Genomic DNA, 18,219 nt, shown 5'->3' with positions numbered 1-18,219 from the left:
GCAGCCTTCCCGGTCGGCCAAGTCGCCTGTTGGGTAAGAAAGCACTATAGACGATGCGAATAATCGCTTTTTTCACGGATTTTTTAAACGTTCGGCCAGAGAAGTCGCCAGTTGCGCCGTCAGGCCGTAGACCGACAACTGCGGGTTTGCGCCAATGCTGGTAGGGAATAGCGAGCCGTCATGAATCGATAGATTGGCCAATTGATGGTGCCGGCCGAGGCTGTCGGTCACGGCATTTTTCGGATCTTCGCCCATCGCGCAACCCCCCATCACATGCGCGCTGCCCAAACGAGTGCGGTACAACTCCAGGCTTAGACCGTCAATCAGCGCGCGTGCCTCGGCGAGGGTTTTGACGTAGCGCGCGTCGGCGTGCATCGGCATCACCGCCCGGGCGCCGCCGGCGAACTGGATCTCGGCCATCGTGTGGAATGCCCGGCGCAACCCGTCCCAGGTATAAGGCGAGATTTGGTAATCGAGTACTGGCGTGTCGTCGCTGCGTAATTCGACGTTGCCACCCTGGCTGTCCGGGTGAAAACCGTCGCGCAGCAGTGCCAGCATGGCGTGGGTGTGCGGCAGGTTGGTCATGTGCCCGGCGTTTTCCTCGCCAAAGCCCCCGAGTAATGTCGCGGCCAGCGCCGGGTGTAGCGGTGGAACTTCCAGTTTGTAGGCCATGGGGCCGGTAGTGCCGTTCTGCCATTGGAAATGATCGGAATAAATGGACTGCGGCGCGCCATAGAACGGGTTGACGACCTCGTCGAACAACGCAGCGGACATGTTCACCGGATGCAGGAACGTGCGTTTGCCCAAGCGTTCGTGCGGATCAGGCGCTCCGGAACGCATCAACAAGCCTGGTGAGTTGATGCCACCGCCGGCCAGCACGTAATGCCGCGCCGTGACCGTGATCTTGCGACCGGTGGGTTCGACGCAGCGCTCGTCCATCGCCACGCAATGCAGGCCGGTGACTTTGTCGCCGCTGATGACGAGTTTTTCGGCGCGGGCCAGGTAAAGCAACTCGCCGCCCTTTTCCAGGGTCGCTGGAATGGTCGTGACCATCATCGATTGCTTGGCGTTGGTCGGGCAGCCCATGCCGCAATAGCCGAGGTTCCAGCAGCCGCGCACGTTGCGCGGGATGACATGCCAGCTGTAGCCGAGTTTTTCGCAGCCTTTGCGGATCACGTCGTTGTTGGCATTGGGCGGGACCATCCACGGCGCGACGCCCAGACGCTGCTCCATTTTTTCGAACCACGGCGCCATGTCGGCCGGGCTGTGACCCTTGACGTTGTGCTCTTTGGCCCAATGCTCCAGGGTCGGTTGCGGAGTGCGAAAACTGGAAGTCCAGTTGATCAGCGTGGTGCCGCCCACCGCCCGGCCCTGAAGGATGGTGATCGCGCCATCCTTGCTCATGCGCCCGATGCCTTCCTGATAGAGACTGGCGTAGGCCTGGTCTTCGAGCAGTTTGAAGTCGCTGCTGGTCTTGAGCGGACCTTCCTCGATCAGCAGCACTTTGTAGCCGGCTGCGCTGAGGATTTCGGCGGTGGTGCCGCCACCGGCACCGCTGCCGATGATCGCCACATCCGCTTCGAGGGTCAGGTCCTGGCTCAGTTGCGAACCGTTATGGGTTTTCCAGCCACGGGCCATGCCTTCGCGGAACGGATCGGGTACGGGCATCTTCGGGTTCTCTTATTGTTCTGGATATTTTGGTGAGGCAGATGACGCCTTCGCTGCAGCAGGAGCGAGGCTTGCCCGCGAAAGGCTCGATACGGTTTTCAAACCGTCGGCGGTCCGGGATAGCCGCAATGCGCCCACGATTCCTGGCGGCCGTACCAGGCCATCATCACCAGTTGCAGCAAAGAGCTGTGACCCATGCGCAGCAAGTTCAGCGAGCTGTTTTCCCAGCGATCGAGGAAGTGCCGGATATCGTCGGCGCTGGCGTTTTCCCAGCTGCCCCAGATCCCGGTCAACGGACCGCGTGTGACAGCCATGCCCAGCACATCGAACAGTTGCCGGGTCAGCTTGAGCATTTGCGGCGACAGGTGATCGAGGTTGTAGTCCAGACTTTTCAAAGTGCCATCGACCGCAGCCGGCATGCGTTCGGCGGTCACCGCACCGTCAAGCATTACCGGAAGCAAGGCCCGCAAAAACAGCAGATCGCCGCTGCGCAACGCCGTGAAACCACTTTGCGGTGCACCCGAAGAGCAACCCGTGAGGCTGGCACCCAATCCGGCGGTGGCGAGAAAGGCGCTGGCGCCGAGGCTGAACTTGAGCAGGCCGCGCCGTGACAGCGCGGGTGTATCGGACAGGCTTGGGTTCATTATTGTTATTACCCGAGGGTGACGATCGTTAGCGAATAAACAGCTTCTGGATCAGTTTCTGAATGGATTTACCGTACGGCGGATAGATCAGTTTCGCCGCGTTGAAGCGCTGTTTGATCAGCACACCCTTGGCCTTGCTGAAGGTGAGGAAGCCTTCGTGCCCGTGGTAGTGACCCATGCCCGAAGCACCGATGCCGCCGAAAGGCATGTCATCCTGAGCCACATGCAGCAGCGTGTCGTTGAGGCACACGCCACCGGAGTGGGTCTCGTGCAGCACGCGGTTTTGCTCGCGCTTGTCGTAGCCGAAGTAATACAGCGCCAGCGGGCGAGGGCGTTGGTTGATGTAGGCAAACGCCTGATCGAGATCCCGATACGGGACGATCGGCAGCAGCGGGCCGAAGATTTCGTCCTGCATCACGATCATGTCATCGCTGACGTTGAGCAACAGGCTATGGCCCATGCGACGGCCCTGGCTTTGCTCGAACAGAGGAATCAGCAACGCACCCTTGCTGGTGGCATCGCTGACGTAGCCATTGAGCCGAGCCAGTTGTCGATCATTGATGATTGCCGTGTAGTCCGGGTTGTCAGTCAGCGTCGGATAAAACCCGCGCACAGCCGAGCGATAGGCTTCAACGAAGCCACCGACACGATCCTCCGGCACCAGCACGTAGTCCGGAGCCACGCAGGTCTGTCCGGCATTGAGGGTCTTGCCGAACGCGATGCGTTCGGCGGCGTCCTTGAGCGGCACATCGTGGGACACAATGGCCGGAGACTTGCCACCCAGTTCCAGTGTCACCGGTGTCAGGTTCTCCGCCGCCGCGCGCATCACGTGCTTACCGATGCTGGTGGCGCCAGTGAACAACAAGTGATCGAAACGCAGGCGGGAAAACGCCACGCCGATATCGGCCTCGCCCAGCACGACGCAGACCAGGTCTTCGGGGAAGATCCGCGCCAACAACTGCTTCATCAGCAAACCGGTGGCCGGGGTGGATTCGCTGAGCTTGAGCATCACCCGGTTACCCGCCGACAGCGCACCCACCATCGGGCCGATCGCCAGGTACAACGGGTAATTCCACGGCACGATCACCCCAACCACGCCCAGCGGCTGGTAAACCACTTTGGCCGAGGCTGGTTGAAAGGCAACGCCGACCTTGCGCCGCGACGCACGCATCCAGCCTTTGAGGTGCTGGCTGGCGTAATGGATGCCGTGCAGGCTGGGCATCAATTCAGCGAGCAGGGTCTCATCGGCGCTGCGATGGCTGAAGTCCTGGCTGATCGCGTCAATCAAGGCCTGACGCTCGCTGTTCAGCAAGTCGCGCAATGCCTTGAGCCACTGTTGGCGCTGGGCGGCAGGGGGCATCGGGTTGGCGGCATACGCCGCACGTTGTGCTTCGAACAGCGCCTGAAGCTCGTCCAGAGGCTGCTGTAGGTTTTGCAGGTAGGAAATTTCAGCAGTCATGGTCGGCTCCGGATTTATTCTAATGAGGCACTTTTTAGAGTCTATGCTCTAAAAAGTCAAATGCCTTCGTCGCGCAGTGATGTTCCATCCGCTTGCGGATAGGTCGTAAGATGCCCATCAACGCACTCTGAATTAAAGCTCAAGCCATGGCCCCACGGATCAAAACCAGCGAGCGCATCGTGCAGAACAGCCTGGAGCTGTTCAATCAACAGGGCGAGCGCAGCATCAGCACCAACCACATTGCTGCCCACATGGAGATTTCCCCGGGCAACCTGTACTACCACTTCCCGAACAAGCAGGCGATCATCGCCGTGCTGTTCAGCGAGTACGAAACCCTGGTGGACAGCTTTCTGCGCCCGCCACAGGGCCGCGCCGCGACGGTAGAAGACAAGCGCTTCTATCTCAAGGAGTTGCTCTCGGCGATGTGGGGTTACCGGTTTTTGCACCGCGACCTCGAGCATTTGCTCGACAGCGATCCGGAACTGGCCGCCCGTTACCGGCGCTTTTCCCAGCGCTGCGTAATTCAGGGCATGGCGATCTACGAAGGTTTCGTTGCCGCTGGCATCTTGAAGATGGATCGTGTGCAGATCGAGTCCCTGACCCTCAATGCCTGGATCATCCTCACTTCCTGGGTGCGCTTTCTGTGCACCACGCGGGAAAATTCCAGTCATCTGAGCGAGCAGGCGATCAAGCGCGGCGTGTATCAGGTACTGGTACTGGAAGCCGGATTCGTCACGGATGAGGCGCGCGAAGCGGTCAACGCCTTGTTTGAAGAGTTTTACGTGCCGTTGGCTCAGGCGCTGGAAGAGGTTTGAGCCAGCGCGTGCAGCAGGATTGAATTGCGTTTAATCACAGGAGCCCGCTATGCCCATCGCGCAACTGATCAGCCCACAAGCGCTGGACTTGAAAAAGGACCAGCCGGGGTTGGTGATTCTCGATTGTCGCTTTGCCCTTGAAGACCCGGATTACGGGCAGCGCAGCTATGCCGAGGGCCACATCAACGGGTCGAGCTTTGCCGATCTCGAACGTGATCTGAGCGGCAAAGTGGTGAAGGGCGTGACCGGGCGTCATCCGCTGCCTGAACCGGCCGAATTGATCGAGCGTCTGCAAGCCTGGGGCATCAACAATGACAGTGAAGTGGTTTTGTACGACGACGGCCCGGGCGCCTTCGCGGCTCGCGCCTGGTGGTTGCTGGCCTGGCTGGGCAAGCGTGACGGCGTGTTCATCCTCGATGGCGGGCTAAAGGCCTGGCACGCGGCGGGTTTGCCGCTGAGTCTGGATGCGTCCTCGATCACTCGCGGCACGTTCAGCGGCGCCCCGGATGCTTCGTTGCTGCTCAGTGCCGAACAATTGCAAAAGCGTCTCGCGCAACCGCAATTGACCTTGCTCGATGCCCGCGCACTGCCGCGCTTCAAGGGTGAAATGGAAACGATCGATCCGGTCGCCGGGCACATTCCCGGTGCACAATGTGCGGCGTTTACCGACAACCTCGGCGCGGATGGGCGGTTTCTGCCGGCTGATCAGCTCAAGCAGCGCTTCGCCGCAAAACTTGCCGACCGTTCGCCGAACGATCTGGTGGCGTACTGCGGTTCCGGTGTGACGGCTTGCCATAACCTGTTCGCATTGTGCCTGGCGGGGTATCCGCTGGGTGCGTTGTACGCCGGTTCTTGGAGCGAGTGGATCAATGATCCTGCGCGGGGTATCGCAGTAGGCGAGTGAAGAACAAAGCATCGATACGCTCGCAGCTCCCTTCGTATGCCTACGCCCGGCCTGCGTTGGCCAGCCACTGGGGGATGCGTCGTTCCAGGTAGTAACCCGGTTGCCTGACCCAGCCGTCGACGAACCCGACGTGTCCGCCCTTGGCCTGCAGTTCGAATTGCGTACAGGCCGATAACTCATCGGTTTGCGGCAGGCTGTGGGGGAAGACGAAGGGATCGTCGGCCGCCTGAATGATCAGGGTCGGTGTGCGAATCTCTCCGAGAAAGTAGCGACTCGATGCGCGGCGGTAGTAATCCTCGGCATCCACGAAACCGTTCAGTGGCGCGGTCACCCGGCCGTCGAAATCCCAGAACGTGCGCATGTTTTCCAATGAACCGAGCGCGGCCAGTGCCGCCAGGCCGTCTTCCCGGCCGTCATGCTGGAACTGGCGCTGCTTGTTCTTGATGTAGGCCAGCATTTCGCGCATGAAGTGCGCCTGGTAGACCTTGGAAAAACCCTGGCCGATCCGGTCGGCGCACTGGTCCAGTCGGAACGGCACTGACACGGCCACCGCGCCAAGTACGCCGCTGTCACTGCCGGTTTCACCCAGGTGCTTGAGCAGGACATTGCCACCCAGGGAATAACCGACCGCATAGAGCGGCGCGAGTGGCCGCTTGGCCCGCAGATGTTTGATGGTTTCGGCCAGATCTTCGCTGGCGCCGGAATGGTAGCTGCGCGGCAATAGATTGGGTTCGCCCGAGCAGCCGCGCCAGTTCAGCGCGACGCTGGCCCAGCCCCGATCAGCCAAGGCTTTTTGCATGCCGGCCACGTAGGGCGAATTCGATGAACCGGTCAGCCCGTGCAGCACCAGCACCAACGGCGCTTCGGCGCTGTGCGGGCCGTACCAGTCGAGATCGAGAAAATCACCGTCTTCGAGCCACAGGCGTTCGCGGTCGCGGTCGATGTGCACGGTTTTACGCCACAGCGGCCCCCACAAGGTTTGCAGGTGCGGGTTGCCGATGCCGAAGGCGGGGGTGAAGGAGGGCGGTGCGGGGTGCGGTTGCACAGTCATTCTCGGTGGATGTGTTCATGAGTCTGCCGGAAGACGCGGCGGGACAGCGCCGCGACCGCGTCACCCTGGCAGTCTAACTTGCCACAATCTCGCCAGGCACGCGACACATGGCATTGGTTGCGCTTTCGCTCGGCTCGGGCAGCGGTTGTTGATCTGCCTTTGGCCCCAGGATGACCGCCTGCCATTGTCCAGAGTGGTAATGCCGGTTGAGTGCGCTCTTGATTGATGTGAGGTTCAGCTTCGAAGCCGCCTGCGCGTCAAAGTCCAGGTCCAGCGGCAGATTTTGTGTGCTGATGGCGTACAACTGTCTCAAGATCTGCGCATTGGTTGCGCTGTTCAACGGCGCGCTACCAATCAGTTGCTGTTGGCTGTCTTCAAGTTCCCGTTGGGTCGGCCCGTGGTTGAGAAAGTCGCTGAACATTGTCTCGATGTGGGCCAGCACCGCATCGGCCTGCTCGGGTCTGGTCTGTATTTCGATGGAGAGAAGCCCTTGTGCCTGAAGGGCTGAGAGTTCGGCCTCAACGTGATAGGTCAAGCCTCGGCGTTCTCGCAGTTCATTGGTCAGTCGTTTGCTGAAAACCAGCATGGCTGTCTGCAGCGCGACGTAATCCGGATTGCTTCGCAGGACACTTGGCTGGGCCAGGCGCAAGTAAGCCTGAGTCGATGTCCGCTCAACGCGCAGCAGACCTGAAGCGGTCGGGCTGGTCGCGGGTCGAATCGCAGCAATGGCCGGCCCCTTGGGCAAGGCCGCGGCTATCTGCGCACCAATGTGCTGGGCTTCCTCTTCGGTGAGGTCGCCGACCAGTGTGATTTGGGCATTGCCCACGGCATAGGCCTCGCGATGAAAGTCCTCCACCTGGGTGCGAGTGATGGAGGCAAGGCTGGCCCGGGTTCCGAAGAACGACTGAGCATAACCGTGGTCGGGAAACAGCTGGCCGAGGTTCGCGTGGCGGGCTTGAATGGCGTGGGACTGGTCTTCGCGATCCAGAACGTACTGCAATTGTGATTTGACTGCGGCCATGGAGGCCTCCGGCAGCATCGGCTTGCCGAGGATTTGGGCAAACAAATCCAGGGCTGGTGTGCGTCGTGATTCGTCACTCAAGCTACGCAGGGAAAACCACGTCCGATCCTGGCTGATTCCCATATCCATCTTTGCGCCCAGGTTATCGAAGGTCGCCTGTATGGCATTGACGTCCTTGCCCGCCACACCTTCATTCAACAGACTGAAGGTCAACGCTGCCAGGCCCGGTTGATGTGCTGTGTGGGCGCTGCCGGCGGCAAAGCTTACGAGGGTGTCGAACATCGGCAAGCCAGGGGTACGGATGAACAGGATCTTGGTGCCGCTGAAAGTCTTGTAACCCTTGATCGATAGCGTGCGTTGGAACGCAGGCGCTTGTGCTTCGCTGAGCGATTGCAGCACCGGTTTCGGGGGCGCCGTGATTGCAGCGGCATTGGCCTGAACGCTGAGCAGCATGCTTGCCAGTATCAATCCATTGATCAAGCCTTTGAACTTATCCATTGTTCTTCTCCGGCAGGATTTTCGCGGTACTCAGGCGCTCACGCGTCAGATAAGTCTGTGCCACCTGTTGAATATCCAGCGGTGTGACCTTGTTCAGCTCTTGCGTATCCAGATCGGCAAGCCGCCAGTCCAGGCCAATGGTCTGCAAAAGACCCAGGTTGTGGGCTTGTCTCTGCAGGTCGTCCTGCGCATAAACCAGGTTGGCGATCAGCAGGTTTTTCGCGCGTTCCAGTTCTGCCGGTTCCGGTGCCTTGCTTTTGAGTGATTCGATCACCTGCCACACACGGGTGAGGGCTGCGTCAGCATCATTGAGCTTGTCCGCATTGAGCTGCATGCTGATCGTCAGTAACGAGTCGCCGCGATTGAAGGCGTCGTATTCCGAGAGGACCTCGGTGAATATTGACTCGCTCAGTTGCAGTCGCTGTTTGATGCGTGCGCTATTGGAACCGGCCAGTAACATATCGAGCAGGCGCAGGGCATGGGCGGTCCGACGATCCAGAACCGTGGCCAGGCTTGGCGCGTTGAAACTCATGATCAAGCGCGGGGACGCCACGGGTGCATGCAGGGTCAGCGATCGTTCGCCCGCAGAAGTGAGTTCGACGGGGGCAGGGGCCGCCGGTGTCGTGCCTCGCTCAAGGTGGCCGAAATACTGCCGTGCAAGGGCCTTGATCTGCTCGGGCTGGACATCGCCAGCGACCACGAGGGTCGCATTGCCCGGCGAATACCAGGCCTTGTACCACTGCTGCAATTGCGCGGTACTCATTCGTTGCAGGTCATGCATCCAGCCAATTGTCGGGGTGCGATAGCCGCTGGCGGGGTGGGCGATGCTGTTCAGTCTTTCTTGAGCCAGCACGGTGATTTCATCATCGACGTACATCCGCCGCTCTTCCTGAATGACCTTGAGCTCCGGTGTGAAGTCCTGCGGATCCAGCTCGGCCGTACTCATCAGATCGGCGAGAATTTCGAACGCGACGCCGACGCGGCCGGAAGCGAGTGTCTGGTAAAAAACCGTGAAATCAGGGCCTGTATAGGCGTTTTGGCTGGCGCCCAGACTTTCCAGTATCGCCTCGAATTCTCCAGCGCAGGCCTTGCTGCTGCCTTTGTAGACCATGTGTTCGAGGGCATGGGACAGGCCCGACTGGCCGGGCGGCTCGTAGCTTGAACCGGCCTTGATCCACAGCTGAGCGGTGACGATTGGGGAGCGATGGTCCTCGCGCACGACGACCTTGAGGCCGTTATCCAGCACGAAGTCTTGCGTCGCAGGGGGTGTGGCAGCGCTGGCCATGAGCGGCAGCCAGGCGATAAATGGCAGTACAAAAATGCAGCAGGAGATGTTCATCCGTGTTCATCCTCAGTGGTTTGCAGGGTTATGCGCAAACCACTGTGGATGATCCGTAAGGACGTCAGGCGGTAACTATGTAGTGCTCCTCACAATCGCAACGTCAGGCGCCGCGCTGCCACAACGAGTAATACACTCGCCCGGATTTCTGCTCCCGGTGCAGGCGCCAGTTCTGCGGCAGGCCCAGGGTTGACGGCGCTGACTCGCTTTCGGTGTATATCCAGGCATCGTCGGCCAGCCATTGGCGCTCTTCGAGCAGGGCGCAAACGGCGGGCAACAGGTTCTGGTTGAACGGCGGGTCGAGGAACACCAGGTCGTAGGGCGTGGCGGTCTGGGTTTCCAGGTAGCGCAGGGCGTCAGCGGTCTGAACCTGGCCGGTGGTGCAGCGCAATGTGCCCAGGTGTTCCTTGAGGCTCGACACCGCGAGGCTGCTGGCGTCCAGCGCCTGACCCATGGCCGCGCCACGGGACAGGGCTTCGAGGAACAGCGCGCCGCTGCCGGTGAACGGGTCCAGCACTTTGGCGCCTGGAACGTAAGGTGCGAGCCAGTTGAACAGGGTTTCACGCACCCGGTCCGGCGTCGGACGCAGACCCGGCGCATCGGGGAAGCTCAGTTTACGGCTGCGCCATTCGCCGCCGATGATGCGCAGCTGGTTCACGCCGTTGTGCACGTTGTGGACGGGTTTTTTGGGACGGGAAGTAGCCATTAATGCTCCGGAACCCCGAGCGGTTGCTCGGCAGGTTTATCAGTAGGGGCCGGCAGCGGCTTTTGCGGCACGGTCGGGCCAGCGCTGACGATGACCATTTTGTCCGTGCTCAAGTGTTTGTTCATGGCCGCTTTGACTTGCTCGACGGTCAGGTTCTGCGACTGTTGCATGAAGTCTTCCAGGTGGCTCAGCGGCAAGTCATAGAAGCCAATGGCACCCAGTTGACCGACGATGTCGGCGTTGCTGGCGGTGGACAGCGGGAAGCTGCCGGCCAGTTCACGCTTGGCGTCGTCGAGTTCTTTCTCGGTCGGGCCGGTTGCAAGGTAGTCCGCGAGGACGTCCTGCACCAGTTTCAGAGTGCCTTCGCTCATTTCGGCGCGGGTCTGCACGTTGATCATGAACGGGCCACGCGCCTGCATCGGGCTGAAGCCCGAATATATGCCATAGGCCAGGCCGCGCTTCTCGCGCACTTCGCTCATCAGTCGAGTACCGAAACCGCCACCACCGAGGATCTGGTTGCCCATGGACAGTGCGGCGTAGTCCGGATCATCACGATCGATGCCCAGTTGCGCAAGCATCAGGTTGGTCTGTTTGGACGGGAACTCGATGTGGCCGATGCTGGCCTTGGGTTCGGTCGGTTGGGCGATCTTCGGCAGGGCCGGACCTTTGGGCAGGGCGCTGGACACCTGCGCGGCCATGGCCTCGGCTTCGGCGCGGGACAGATCGCCAACCAGTGCGATGACTACGTTGCCCGCGGCATAGGCTTTTTCGTGGAAAGCGCGCAGTTGCGCGAGGGTCACCTCGGGAATGGACTTTGCCGTGCCATCACTGGCGTGCGCATAGGGGTGATCGCCGTACAAGCGGTTCATCAACTCCAGGCTGGCCAGTTTGCCGGGGTTCTGTTTCTGGTATTCGAAGCCGGCGAGCAACTGGTTCTTGATGCGGGTAAATGAGTCGGCCGGAAAGGTTGGCTTGCCGACGACTTGCGCAAACAGCTGCAAGGCCGGTTCACGTTTGTCCGTTGCACTGAGGCTGCGCAGCGATGCAACCGCCATGTCTTTGTAAGCGCCATTGCCGAAATCGGCTCCCAGACCCTCGAAACCCTGGGCGATGGCGCTGACGTCTTTGCCGGCCACACCCTCGTTGAGCATGGCGTTGGTCAGCACGGCCAGGCCGGGTGCGCTGCCATCCTGGCTGCTGCCGGCGGCGAAGATCAGGCGCATATCGAACATCGGCAGTTCACGGGCTTCGACGAACAACACCTTGGCGCCTTCGGCGGTGTTCCAGGTCTGCACGTCGAGTTTGCGGCGGCTCGGTGCCTTGCCGTTGAGTTCGGTCAGCGATTGCAGCTTCTGGCTGGCCTTGGCCTTGTCCAGGGCTTCGCTGGCATTGGATTCGTCGGTTTTCGAAAAATAGAACGCGGCAGAGCCGATCAGCGCGACGGCGATCAGGCCGAACAGGGCCAGGCGCGGTTTTTTACGCTCACTCATGAGTCGTCTCCTCTGGCAGAACATGGGCGACGCTGAGACGTTCGCGGGTGAAATACAGCTTGGCGGCATTCTGGATATCTTGCGGGGTCACGCTTTCCAGATCGGCGAGCTCGGTATCCATCAGTTTCCAGGACAGCCCGACCGTTTCCAGTTGGCCAATGGCCGTGGCCTGGCTGGTGATCGAGTCGCGCTCGTAAACCAGGCCGGCGATGACCTGTGCCCGCACACGCTCCAGTTCTTCAGTGGTCGGCGCAGTGGTTTTCAGCTGTTCAAGCAGCTTCCACAAACCGGCTTCGGCCTGGGCAATGGTCTTGTTTTTCTGGCTGTTGGGCGTTGCCGACAGCGTGAACAGGCTATCGCCGCGGGTGTAGGCGTCGTAGCTCGACGAGCCGCCGGACACCAATTCTTCGCCGCGCTCCAGTTGGGTCGGGATACGTGCGCTGTAGCCGCCATCGAGCAGCGCGGAAATCAGGCGCAAGGCGTTCACCGAGCGTTTGTCTTCGGCGGTGGCGATACTCGGCACGTTGAATGCCAGCATCAGGCTGGGCAATTGGGTCTTCACGTGCAAGGTGATCTGGCGCTCGCCGGGTTCGGCCAGTTCCAGCGGTTTTTTCGCGGCAGGCACGGCACGCTTGGCGATCGGGCCGAAATAGCGTTGGGCCAGGGTTTTGACTTCTTCGGGTGTCACGTCGCCAACCACCACCAGCGTGGCGTTGTTCGGCACGTACCAGGATTCATACCAGTGGCGCAGCTCTTCGACTTTCATGCGCTCCAGGTCTGCCATCCAGCCGATGGTCGGCGTGTGATAGCCGCTGGCCGGGTAGGCCATGGCCTTGAAACGTTCGTAAGCCTTGGACATCGGTTTGTCGTCGGTACGCAGGCGGCGTTCTTCCTTGATGACTTCGATCTCGCGGGCGAACTCGTCCGGTGGCAGGCGCAAGCTGGCCATCCGGTCGGCTTCCAGTTCGAAAGCCACGCCCAGGCGGTCGCGGGCCAGCACCTGGTAGTAGGCGGTGAAATCGTCGCTGGTGAAGGCGTTCTCTTCGGCGCCGAGGTCGCGCAGGATCAACGACGCTTCGCCAGGGCCGACTTTCTCGCTACCCTTGAACATCATGTGCTCCAGGGCATGGGACAGGCCGGTCTGACCCGGTGTCTCGTAGCTGGAGCCGACCTTGTACCAGACTTGGGAAACCACCACCGGCGCACGATGGTCTTCGCGCACGACGACCTTCAAGCCGTTGTCGAGGGTGAACTCGTGGGTGGGTTGCGGGTCGGCAGCCAGGGCCGAGAGGGGCAGACAAACTGTGCTGAGCAGCAGGCCTGCGGCGCGGCGGGCTAGAGCATTCATTCGTGTTTAAACCTGTTGGGCTGCCCGCTAGGTCTTAGCGTCGGCGGGCGAGAGGGTGCTAGGATACTGATCCGTTTTACTGGCGGCCACGCCTATCAGACCTTTGTGTGTGATCAGGTTGTTTGGGTTTGCGGCAGAAAGCTATGGTTTATCAACTAAACTCTGCGTTTTCGCCGATTATTACGCTTCAGTCCTTCGTGAAGTCGTTTTTTTGCAAGGTGCCCGATTGCACCTCGACAAAATGTTGCGCGTGAACAAGCTGTAGCAATCGCAGTCTGTTCTGCATCGAATATTTATTTGCCGGGGCGCCCGTTGGCGCGTCGCTACCGTGAGATAGCCGTCCTCCATGTTTGGTTCCAACGACGACAAGAAGACCCCAGCTACGGCTGGCGAAAAGAAAAGCCTGTTCGGATGGCTGCGCAAAAAACCGCAGGAATCCGTCGTCGAACAGCCACAACCACTCCCTGAACCCACGCCTGCGCCGGTAATAGAAGAAGCATCAGTGCCGGTCGTCCTGCCAATCGCCGAGCCGGTGCTGCAACCGACCGTCGAACCTGAACCGCAAATCGTTGCCGAACTGCCGCTGTCCCCGGCCGCAGAACCCTGGCTGACCTTGCCCGTGGCGGAAGAGCCGGTGGCGTTGGTCGAAGACGAGCTGGCGCCCCATGTAACGCCGCCGATTCCTGCTCCAAGTGCCTTTGCCCCTGAGCCAGTGCCGGTTGTCGCACCGGTCGTTGAAGCGGTCCCGGAACCGGTGGCACCGGTTGTCCAGATGCCTGAGCCCGAACCTGCACCTGCACCTGTCATCGAGCCGGTGGCCGTTGCCCCGGTTGAAGTTCCGGTCGAGCCTGTACGCAGCGAAGAAACCAAAGCCGGTTTTTTTGCCCGACTCAAGCAAGGCTTGTCCAAGACCAGTGCCAGCATCGGCGAAGGCATGGCCAGCCTGTTCCTGGGCAAGAAAGCCATCGATGACGAACTGCTCGATGACCTGGAAACCCGTCTGCTGACCGCCGACGTTGGGGTAGAGGCCACTTCGGTGATCATCCAGCGCCTGACGCAGAAGGTCGCGCGCAAAGAGTTGGCCGATGCCGACGCCCTCTACAAGTCCCTGCAAGCCGAATTGGCGGCGATGCTCAAGCCGGTCGAACAACCGCTGAAAATCGCCTCGCAGAACAAGCCGTTCGTGATCCTGGTGGTGGGCGTCAACGGTGCCGGCAAAACCACGACCATCGGCAAACTGGCGAAGAAACTGCAACTGGAAGGCAAGAAAGTCATGCTCGCCGCCGGTGACACCTTCCGTGCTGCGGCGGTGGAGCAATTGCAGGTCTGGGGTGAGCGCAACAAAATCCCGGTCATTGCCCAGCACACCGGCGCGGATTCGGCTTCGGTCATCTTCGATGCCGTGCAAGCCGCCAAGGCCCGTGGCATCGATGTTCTGATCGCCGACACCGCCGGTCGCCTGCACACCAAAGACAACCTGATGGAAGAGCTGAAAAAGGTCCGCCGGGTGATCGGCAAGCTCGACGCCGACGCGCCACATGAAGTGCTGCTGGTACTCGATGCCGGCACCGGCCAGAACGCCATCAATCAGGCCAAGCAATTCAACCAGACCGTCGAACTGACCGGCCTGGCGCTGACCAAGCTTGATGGTACCGCCAAGGGCGGGGTGATTTTTGCCCTGGCCAAGCAGTTCGGCCTGCCGATCCGCTACATCGGCGTCGGTGAAGGCATCGACGATTTGCGCACTTTTGAAGCTGAACCCTTTGTCCAGGCACTGTTTGCCGAGCGGGAGCGTTCATGATTCGTTTCGAACAGGTCGGTAAACGCTACCCGAATGGTCACGTCGGCTTGCATGAGCTGAGCTTTCGAGTCCGTCGCGGCGAGTTTCTGTTTGTCACCGGCCATTCCGGTGCCGGTAAAAGTACGCTGTTGCGGCTGTTGCTGGCGATGGAGCGTCCCACCAGCGGCAAACTGCTGCTCGCCGGGCAGGACCTGAGCACCATCAGCAACGCACAGATCCCATTCCTGCGCCGGCAGATCGGCGTGGTGTTCCAGAACCATCAGTTGCTGTTCGATCGCACGGTGTTCAATAACGTCGCATTGCCGTTGCAGATCCTCGGTTTGTCCAAGGCGGAAATCGCCAAGCGCGTGGACTCGGCGCTGGAACGTGTGGCGCTGTCGGACAAGACCGATTTGTATCCCGGCGACCTGTCCACCGGTCAGCAACAGCGCGTCGGCATCGCCCGCGCCATCGTCCATCGCCCGGCCTTGCTGCTGGCGGACGAACCGACCGGTAACCTCGACCCGCGTCTGGCGGCAGAAATCATGGGCGTGTTCGAAGACATCAACCGCCTGGGCACCAGCGTGCTGATCGCCAGTCACGACCTGGCCCTGATCGCGCGCATGCGCCACCGTATGCTGACGTTGCAACGCGGCCGATTGATTGGCGACGGGGAGGCCGGCGTATGAGTGCGACACGCAGTCCGAAGGTTTCCGAGCGCGTGGCCCCGAAGGCCGCCGATCCGCAGCCGCAGAAGAAAAAGCGCGATGACGATGATGGCCCGGACTTCGCCACACTGTTTCGCGCCTGGATTGAAAGCCATCGTGCCAGCTTGCTGGACAGCTTGCGCCGCCTGGGCAAGCAGCCGATTGGCAGTTTTTTCACCTGCATGGTGATGGCCGTTGCCCTGAGCTTACCCATGGGGCTGTCACTTTTGCTAAGTAACGTCGAGCGTCTGGGCGGTTCCTGGCAGCGTGCGGCACAGATCTCCCTGTACCTGCAACTCGAAGCCAGCCCGGCTGAAGGTGAATCCCTGCGTGAGCAGATCAAGGCCATGCCCGGTGTGGCGGATGCCGAGTACGTGGGGCGTGATCAGGCTCTGGAAGAGTTCCAGCAGCAGTCCGGCCTGGGCGATGCGCTCAAGGAGTTACCGGAGAACCCGCTGCCCGGCGTGGTCCTGGTGACGCCGAACGAAGTCGACAAGCCTGCACTTGAAGCATTAAGACAAAAACTTTCCGAACTGCCCAGGGTACAACAGGCGCAACTTGATCTAGTCTGGGTCGAGCGTCTGGCAGCCATCCTCAAGCTCGGTGACCGCTTTGTCTTTGGTCTGACCGTGCTTCTGGTTTCTGCATTACTTTTGGTGATAGGCAATACCATTCGTCTTCATATTGAAAACCGCCGCACCGAGATAGAAGTGATTAAACTCGTGGGCGGCACTGACAGCTATGTGCGCAGGCCCTTTCTCTATATGGGTGCGTTGTATGGTTTCGGTGCAGGGCTGCTTTCCTGGGGGCTGTTGGCGTTTGGTCTGGACTGGCTGAACGATGCGGTCGTCGGGCTGGCCGGTTTGTATGGCAGCGATTTCGCGCTGGCCGGCGTACCGGTGGCCGATGGTCTGTCTCTCTTGCTTGGCGCGGTGCTGTTGGGTTATATCGGTGCATGGATTGCAGTCGCACGTCATCTCAGGGAGTTGGCGCCGAAGTAGAATCTTTTTTGCGCGTGATTGACCTTGCAGTTTTTAGGGGAACTTGTCTTTTGGTTTCCGGTCAATTTTCGCAGTGCCACTGGCACGAGTATGTAAGTCGGAGGTTTTTTCGTATGACCAATTCTTTGCAGCCTGCATATGCTCTGGTCCCGGGTGCGAACCTGGAGGCCTATGTGCACACCGTCAACAGCATTCCATTGCTGACGCCGGAGCAGGAGCGTGAACTGGCCGAGAGTCTCTATTATGAGCAGGATCTTGAGGCGGCTCGGCAGATGGTGCTCGCCCACCTGCGTTTTGTCGTACATATCGCCCGCAGCTATTCCGGCTACGGGCTGGCCCAGGCCGACCTGATCCAGGAAGGCAACGTTGGCCTGATGAAGGCGGTCAAGCGTTTCAACCCGGAAATGGGTGTGCGCCTGGTGTCGTTTGCGGTGCACTGGATCAAGGCGGAAATCCACGAGTTCATCCTGCGCAACTGGCGCATCGTGAAAGTCGCGACCACCAAGGCCCAGCGCAAGCTGTTCTTCAATCTGCGCAGCCAGAAAAAGCGTCTGGCCTGGTTGAACAACGAGGAAGTGCATCGTGTGGCGGAAAGCCTCGGTGTAGAGCCTCGGGAAGTGCGTGAGATGGAAAGTCGCCTGACTGGCCACGACATGGCCTTCGACCCGGCTGCCGAAGCCGACGACGACAGTGCGTTCCAGTCGCCGGCCAATTATCTGGAAGACCACCGGTACGACCCGGCGCGTCAGCTGGAAGATGCCGACTGGAGCGACAACTCCAACCACAACCTGCACGAAGCGCTGGAAGTGTTGGACGACCGCAGCCGTGACATCCTCTACCAGCGCTGGCTGGCGGAAGAAAAAGCCACGCTGCACGACCTGGCGCAGAAGTACAACGTTTCGGCCGAGCGTATTCGTCAGCTTGAGAAGAGCGCGATGAACAAGCTCAAGGTGTCGATCGCCGCGTAACCCGGGCACCAGCAATAAAAAACGCCCCGATCATTGATCGGGGCGTTTTTGTGTGTGCCCATTATTGGTTATTGAGCCCAAGGCGCCCGGCGCGAATCGTTGAGGCCAACCAGATAACTCTCACCACCCAACTGACTCATCTGCCGCCGAATCCAGCCTGCGCGCCGCGCCACGTATCCCGTCGGATGACTGGCACTCCACACCCGCGGATTGGGCAGGACCGCCGCCAGCAAGCTCGATTGCTGGCGGCTGAGGCCTTTGGCGCTGACGCCAAAATGGTGCCTGGCCGCAGCCTCGGCACCGAACACGCCGTCATCCCACTCGACACTGTTGAGGTACACCTCGAGAATCCGCTGCTTGGGCCAGAACACTTCGATCAGTCCGGTGAACCAGGCTTCCAGGCCTTTGCGCAGCCAGCTGCGACCGGACCACAGGAACAGGTTTTTCGAGACTTGCTGGCTCAGGGTGCTGGCGCCGCGGATCGAGCCGCCGAGTTCGTTATGGGCCAGTGCCGCCTTGATCGCATTCACGTCAAAGCCCCAGTGTTCGGGGAATTTCTGATCTTCGCCGGCAATCACTGCGACTTTCAGGTCATCGGAAATTTCATCCCACGGCTTCCACGAGCGTTGCAGGTCGATGGGCTCGCCATCGATCCAGGATTCGATCTTGCGCTCGACCATCAGCGCCGTCCCCGGTGGCGGCACCACGCGAAAGATCAGCACCAACAGGACGCTGCCGCCCATGAACCAGAGCACGGCCTTGGTGAAACGACGGAAATAGATACGCAGCATAGAGATGGCTTGGCCGAACCCGTGGAGCG

The 18,219-nt window shown here is 60.4% G+C and carries 16 protein-coding genes; 6 read left to right on the top strand and 10 right to left on the bottom strand.

Annotation, left to right across the window (positions count from 1 at the left end):
• Nucleotides 1–72 precede the first annotated feature (72 nt).
• The 3 genes from D8U18_RS14585 to D8U18_RS14575 form a co-directional block, all read right to left on the bottom strand.
• Entirely contained in the window at nucleotides 73–1,668 is a 1,596-nt protein-coding gene (locus D8U18_RS14585) for a GMC family oxidoreductase (RefSeq protein WP_131107858.1), read from the bottom strand.
• Nucleotides 1,669–1,766: 98 nt separating this feature from the next.
• Entirely contained in the window at nucleotides 1,767–2,312 is a 546-nt protein-coding gene (locus D8U18_RS14580) for a twin-arginine translocation pathway signal protein (protein ID WP_131107857.1), read from the bottom strand.
• Between the two features lie 28 nt (nucleotides 2,313–2,340).
• Entirely contained in the window at nucleotides 2,341–3,771 is a 1,431-nt protein-coding gene (locus D8U18_RS14575) for a coniferyl aldehyde dehydrogenase (RefSeq protein WP_056854002.1), read from the bottom strand.
• 146 nt (nucleotides 3,772–3,917) lie between these two features.
• On the opposite strand from D8U18_RS14575, the gene D8U18_RS14570 reads away from it, so the two are divergent.
• Together D8U18_RS14570 and D8U18_RS14565 are read left to right on the top strand one after the other, a co-directional pair.
• A complete protein-coding gene (locus D8U18_RS14570) occupies nucleotides 3,918–4,586 on the top strand; it encodes a TetR/AcrR family transcriptional regulator (protein ID WP_056854001.1) in 669 nt (222 codons plus the stop codon).
• 49 nt (nucleotides 4,587–4,635) lie between these two features.
• Entirely contained in the window at nucleotides 4,636–5,490 is an 855-nt protein-coding gene (locus tag D8U18_RS14565) for a sulfurtransferase (RefSeq protein ID WP_131107856.1), read from the top strand.
• Nucleotides 5,491–5,530: 40 nt separating this feature from the next.
• Here the strand turns inward: D8U18_RS14565 and D8U18_RS14560 are convergent, their stop codons facing one another.
• The 6 genes from D8U18_RS14560 to D8U18_RS14535 all read right to left on the bottom strand — a co-directional run bounded on the left by D8U18_RS14560 (nucleotide 5,531) and on the right by D8U18_RS14535 (nucleotide 12,943).
• Nucleotides 5,531–6,541: a hydrolase gene (locus tag D8U18_RS14560; protein WP_131107855.1), complete on the bottom strand. Its 1,011-nt coding sequence runs from the start codon at nucleotides 6,539–6,541 to the stop codon at nucleotides 5,531–5,533.
• A gap of 73 nt (nucleotides 6,542–6,614) precedes the next feature.
• Nucleotides 6,615–8,060, bottom strand: coding sequence for a pitrilysin family protein (locus tag D8U18_RS14555; protein WP_130931317.1), 1,446 nt, complete (start codon nucleotides 8,058–8,060; stop codon nucleotides 6,615–6,617).
• Nucleotides 8,053–9,399, bottom strand: coding sequence for a pitrilysin family protein (locus tag D8U18_RS14550; RefSeq protein ID WP_131107854.1), 1,347 nt, complete (start codon nucleotides 9,397–9,399; stop codon nucleotides 8,053–8,055). Before D8U18_RS14550 ends, D8U18_RS14555 begins: the two co-directional genes overlap by 8 nt.
• 103 nt (nucleotides 9,400–9,502) lie before the next feature.
• On the bottom strand, nucleotides 9,503–10,105 hold the full coding sequence (gene rsmD / locus D8U18_RS14545) for a 16S rRNA (guanine(966)-N(2))-methyltransferase RsmD (protein ID WP_056853996.1): 603 nt from the start codon (nucleotides 10,103–10,105) through the stop codon (nucleotides 9,503–9,505).
• Nucleotides 10,105–11,595: a pitrilysin family protein gene (locus tag D8U18_RS14540; RefSeq protein ID WP_056853995.1), complete on the bottom strand. Its 1,491-nt coding sequence runs from the start codon at nucleotides 11,593–11,595 to the stop codon at nucleotides 10,105–10,107. The genes rsmD and D8U18_RS14540 overlap by 1 nt, the downstream gene beginning before the upstream one ends.
• Nucleotides 11,588–12,943: a pitrilysin family protein gene (locus tag D8U18_RS14535; RefSeq protein WP_131107853.1), complete on the bottom strand. Its 1,356-nt coding sequence runs from the start codon at nucleotides 12,941–12,943 to the stop codon at nucleotides 11,588–11,590. The genes D8U18_RS14540 and D8U18_RS14535 overlap by 8 nt, the downstream gene beginning before the upstream one ends.
• Nucleotides 12,944–13,289: 346 nt before the next feature.
• Between D8U18_RS14535 and ftsY the strand changes: the two genes are divergently transcribed.
• From ftsY to rpoH, 4 genes are all read left to right on the top strand, one after another.
• Nucleotides 13,290–14,744, top strand: a complete 1,455-nt coding sequence (gene ftsY, locus D8U18_RS14530) for a signal recognition particle-docking protein FtsY (RefSeq protein WP_131107852.1) — start codon at nucleotides 13,290–13,292, stop codon at nucleotides 14,742–14,744.
• Complete coding sequence (gene ftsE / locus D8U18_RS14525; RefSeq protein ID WP_003229148.1) at nucleotides 14,741–15,412, top strand: cell division ATP-binding protein FtsE; 672 nt, start codon at nucleotides 14,741–14,743, stop codon at nucleotides 15,410–15,412. The genes ftsY and ftsE overlap by 4 nt, the downstream gene beginning before the upstream one ends.
• A complete protein-coding gene (gene ftsX / locus D8U18_RS14520) occupies nucleotides 15,409–16,431 on the top strand; it encodes a permease-like cell division protein FtsX (RefSeq protein WP_056853992.1) in 1,023 nt (340 codons plus the stop codon). The genes ftsE and ftsX overlap by 4 nt, the downstream gene beginning before the upstream one ends.
• A 113-nt stretch (nucleotides 16,432–16,544) precedes the next feature.
• Entirely contained in the window at nucleotides 16,545–17,399 is an 855-nt protein-coding gene (gene rpoH / locus D8U18_RS14515; protein WP_056853991.1) for an RNA polymerase sigma factor RpoH, read from the top strand.
• 68 nt (nucleotides 17,400–17,467) lie between these two features.
• Here the strand turns inward: rpoH and mtgA are convergent, their stop codons facing one another.
• Entirely contained in the window at nucleotides 17,468–18,190 is a 723-nt protein-coding gene (gene mtgA / locus D8U18_RS14510; RefSeq protein ID WP_056853990.1) for a monofunctional biosynthetic peptidoglycan transglycosylase, read from the bottom strand.
• Between the last annotated feature and the right edge of the window lie 29 nt (nucleotides 18,191–18,219).

It is taken from the genome of Pseudomonas sp. Sample_10, assembly GCF_004321495.1.
Lineage (GTDB): Bacteria > Pseudomonadota > Gammaproteobacteria > Pseudomonadales > Pseudomonadaceae > Aquipseudomonas.
Note: the sequence above shows the minus strand (reverse complement) of the source record. Positions and strands in the feature narration are given on the sequence as shown.